Annotated in this window: 3 protein-coding genes; all 3 read left to right on the forward strand. The window is 36.9% G+C overall.

Annotated features, from left to right (window positions below; translation table 11 throughout):
* Nucleotides 1-282 precede the first annotated feature (282 nt).
* From ACXJIE_RS07890 to ACXJIE_RS07900, 3 genes are read left to right on the forward strand one after another with little or no spacing between them, the layout of a single operon-like run.
* Nucleotides 283-603, forward strand: a complete 321-nt coding sequence (locus tag ACXJIE_RS07890; RefSeq protein WP_456480425.1) for a DUF485 domain-containing protein — start codon at nucleotides 283-285, stop codon at nucleotides 601-603.
* Entirely contained in the window at nucleotides 600-2,246 is a 1,647-nt protein-coding gene (locus ACXJIE_RS07895; RefSeq protein ID WP_456480426.1) for a cation acetate symporter, read from the forward strand. Before ACXJIE_RS07890 ends, ACXJIE_RS07895 begins: the two co-directional genes overlap by 4 nt.
* Before the next feature lie 8 nt (nucleotides 2,247-2,254).
* Nucleotides 2,255-3,994 carry a DUF294 nucleotidyltransferase-like domain-containing protein gene (locus ACXJIE_RS07900; protein WP_456480427.1) on the forward strand — a complete coding sequence of 580 codons (1,740 nt, stop codon included), beginning with the start codon at nucleotides 2,255-2,257 and terminating at the stop codon, nucleotides 3,992-3,994.
* Nucleotides 3,995-4,097 lie beyond the last annotated feature (103 nt).

Raw genomic sequence — 4,097 nt, forward strand, 5'->3', positions numbered from 1 at the left:
TTGGAATAAATGCTTAAATATGTAAGATTTATTTCGGGGATTGGTATTACATTTTCCATTGGAAAATTTTTCATTGCCCATTTCCCCCTATACCCAAAAAACTTTCAGTTTTTCGGGGCCCTGTTACATTTTACATTTTCCATTTTACATTGTTCATTATTTGTTACTATTCTACACAATAATTAACTTTTATTTAATTTTTTATGTATCAACCGGTAAATGCTACATTTATGCTACGAATTGGTTTTATCATAAAATTGAAAAACCTCAAAAGGAGATTTAATGACAAAAGAAGCGATAGAGCTTATCAAAAGCAATCCGGATTATCAGCGGCTGGTTAAAACGAGAAGCAAATTCGCATGGACGCTTACGTTCGTACTGCTTGCAATTTATTACTCATTTATTTTAACCATCGCTTTTGATCCGCAGATTCTCGGAACTCCTATTTCACAGGGCTCTGTGATTACCATCGGTATTCCTATCGGTTTACTTATCATTGTTGCGGCATTTATACTCACAGGTATTTATGTAAACAAAGCAAACAAAGAGTTCGACGACTTAACAAAAAAAGTAAAAATCGAACTTGAAAAAGGAGCACAATGAAAAAGCTATTAGTACTGGCACTCTCTTTCGGTTCACTGTTTGCCGCCGGCGCAATTACCGGGGAGGTGCAAAGACAGCCTCTTAACGTATCCGCCGTTGTGATGTTTTTGGTGTTCGTTCTTGCGACGCTCGGTATTACCTACTGGGCGGCAAAAAGAACAAGAACAGCCAAAGACTTCTATACAGCCGGCGGCGGTATTACGGGATTTCAAAACGGACTGGCACTTGCCGGTGATTATATGTCCGCGGCATCGTTTTTGGGAATTTCAGGTTTGGTTTATTTGAAAGGTTACGACGGACTGATTTATTCAATCGGCTTTTTGGTCGGCTGGCCGTTTGTTCTGTTTTTAATTGCCGAAAGGCTTAGAAACCTCGGTAAATACACATTTGCCGACGTTGTGTCTTTCAGACTGAAACAGGGACCTATCAGAACGCTTGCCGCATTCGGCGGAATTGCAACGGTTTTACTATATCTTATCGCTCAGATGGTCGGAAGCGGTAAACTTATTCAAATTCTGTTCGGACTACCGTATTCATATGCGGTAATAATCGTAGGTGTTTTAATGATTCTTTACGTAACGTTCGGCGGTATGCTTGCAACTACATGGGTTCAGATTATTAAAGCCACACTTTTACTCTTAGGTGCCACATTTATGGCGCTGGCCGTTATGGTTCATTTCGGTTTCAATTTTGAAGAATTCTTCTCAAAAGCTATTGAAGTACATCCTCTTCATGATAAAATCATGGCGCCAGGAGGTTTAGTTAGCGATCCGTATTCGGCAATAAGTTTGGGAATTGCACTTATGTTCGGACTTGCCGGACTTCCGCATATTCTTATGAGATTCTTTACTGTTGCGGACGCTAAGGAAGCGAGAAAATCGGTATTTTTCGCTACAGGGTTTATCGGATATTTTTATATGCTGACATTCATTATCGGATTCGGTGCAATCGTATTCGTATCGACTAATCCCGAATATCTTGACGCTGCGGGTAAAATTATAGGCGGTAACAATATGGCTGCCATTCACTTGGCACATGCGCTCGGCGGTAACCTGTTCTTAGGGTTTATCTCAGCGGTCGCGTTTGCCACTATCTTAGCGGTTGTATCGGGACTTACTCTTGCGGGTGCAAGTGCAATAAGCCACGATTTATACGCAAACGTTGTAAAAAAAGGTCAAATCGACGAAAAACAGGAAATGAAAATTTCTAAAATAGCTACACTTGTAATCGGTGTACTTGCCATTATTTTAGGTATTGCGTTTGAAAAACAAAATATCGCATTTATGGTAGGACTTGCGTTTGCAATTGCCGCAAGTGCGAATTTCCCGGTATTATTCTTGTCAATGTACTGGAAAAACCTGACGACAAGAGGTGCTGTAATAGGCGGAAGCATCGGTCTTGCTACAGCCGTTTTATTAGTTATTTTAGGACCTACGGTATGGGTGTCAATCTTCGGATTCGATAAACCTGTATTCCCGTCAAAATACCCGGCGCTTGTCAGTGTTACGGTTGCGTTTATCGCAATATGGTTCTTTTCGGTTACGGATAAAAGCGAAGATGCAAAAAAAGAAAAAGAAGCGTTTGAATCCCAACTTATCAGATCAGAAACAGGAATCGGTGCGGAAGGTGCCGTTAAACATTAAGGTTATTTATGAATGATATTAAAAATTTTATTTCAGCTATTCCTCCTTTCGATTTACTTACGGAGGAGGAACTCTCCTCCGTTGTAAACAATACGGATATTGCCTATTATACACCGGAAAGTAAAATCAAACCCGAAAATTTACTAATTATTATAAAAGGCAAAATAAAAAGTGAAAGTGAAGTTTTTACATCCGAAGATGTGGTTTTTGCAAAAGAGATTATCGAAAACAAAACATCGGAATTCGAAGTATTGGAAGAGTGTCTGTGTTATGAAATAAAAAGAGACGTTTTTCTTGAAGTTTTAAACAAAAACCCCAAATTTAAAAACTATTTTCTTCAGGATATCGCCAGCAAACTGCAGACTTTAAGAAAAAAATCTCTCGAAAACCAGTTTAGCAGTTTCCTATCAGCCAGGGTAAAAGATTTAATCATTCATCCCGTTACATTCGTAAGCTCAAACGAAACTATAAAATCGGCCGTTATCAAAAAAGAAAACGACAAATCATCGGCAATAATAATCGACAAAAAAGCGATTGTCACCGATTCCGATTTAAGAAAAGTAATAATAAACGACATTTCGCCGAATAATTCCATAAACAAAATAGCTACAAAAAACCTTATAACAATAGAAGACGAAGATTTTCTGTTTAACGCTCTTTTGCTTATGACAAAACACAATATAAAAAAACTCATAGTGACATCGGATGATGAAATCACCGGTGCGATAGAACAGATAGATTTATTAAGCTACTTTTCAAACCATTCGTATCTGATAAGCGTAAAAATAGAAAAAGCAAAAAATATAAATGATCTTAAAGAAATTACAAACGGACTTGTGGATCTTACCAATCTGCTTTTCAATAAAGGGCTTAAAGCGAGATACATCGCAAGAATTATAAGTGAATTAAACAGAAAAATTTTTGCTAAAGTGAGCGAATTCGTGTTTGACGAAACATATAAGGAAAATATTTCATTAATCGTAATGGGCAGTGAAGGCAGGGGCGAGCAGATTATAAGAACGGATCAGGACAACGGAACGGTTATAAACGATACATTTAACTATGATATGAGCAAATTTAAGCAGTTTTCCGAACATTTAAAAACATTAGGATTTCCCGAATGTCCGGGCAAAGTTATGGTAAACAACCCTTTCTGGTCAAAACCGCTTAAAGAATTTAAAAAAGATATTTTCGAATGGACCAATACCCCTACTCAGGAAAATATGATGAATCTCGCCATTTTACTTGACGCAAATGCGGTATGGGGAGATGAAAAATATCTGAATGAACTTAAAAAATACCTCTTTGAACATATAAGCGACAATGTCACGCTTCTTGGCTCATTCGCTTCATTTGTGGACCAGTTCGAACTTCCTATCGGCATATTGGGGCTTAAAGAAAAAGTCGATATGAAAAAAATAAGATTTATTATAGTACACGCAACAAGGGCGTTCGCACTTGAACATAAAATACAAAAAACATCTACCGTTGAGAGAATAAAAGAGCTAAACAATATAGGTATAATTGACAGACAATTTGCAACCGAACTTATTGAAAGCTTTGATGTAATACTTACACTGACCCTTAAAAGCAAACTCGAACAGATTAACAATAAACAAGCGGCTACCAATATACTTAATATTAAAAATTTAAGCAAAATAGAAAAAGATATGTTAAAAGACAGCGTAAAAGTTATTGCGGAATTTAAAAAACTCACAAAACACCACTTTCATTTAAGTGTGCTTTGATGTTTGGGAAATTTTTTAAAGAATTAGAAAAGAAAAAACTTAAAGATAAAAATTTTGAATTTCTGTTTGATGAATACAAAGGTGATGAAGTTATCGTGGTTGA

It is taken from the genome of Nautilia sp. (assembly GCF_053994455.1).

What these genes read in the sequence shown, in the direction of transcription:
- ACXJIE_RS07900 (WP_456480427.1), top strand. Translation starts at nt 2,255, where the DNA reads ATGAATGATATTAAAAATTTTATTTCAGCTATTCCTCCTTTCGATTTA.
- ACXJIE_RS07890 (WP_456480425.1), top strand. Translation starts at nt 283, where the DNA reads ATGACAAAAGAAGCGATAGAGCTTATCAAAAGCAATCCGGATTATCAG.
- ACXJIE_RS07895 (WP_456480426.1), top strand. Translation starts at nt 600, where the DNA reads ATGAAAAAGCTATTAGTACTGGCACTCTCTTTCGGTTCACTGTTTGCC.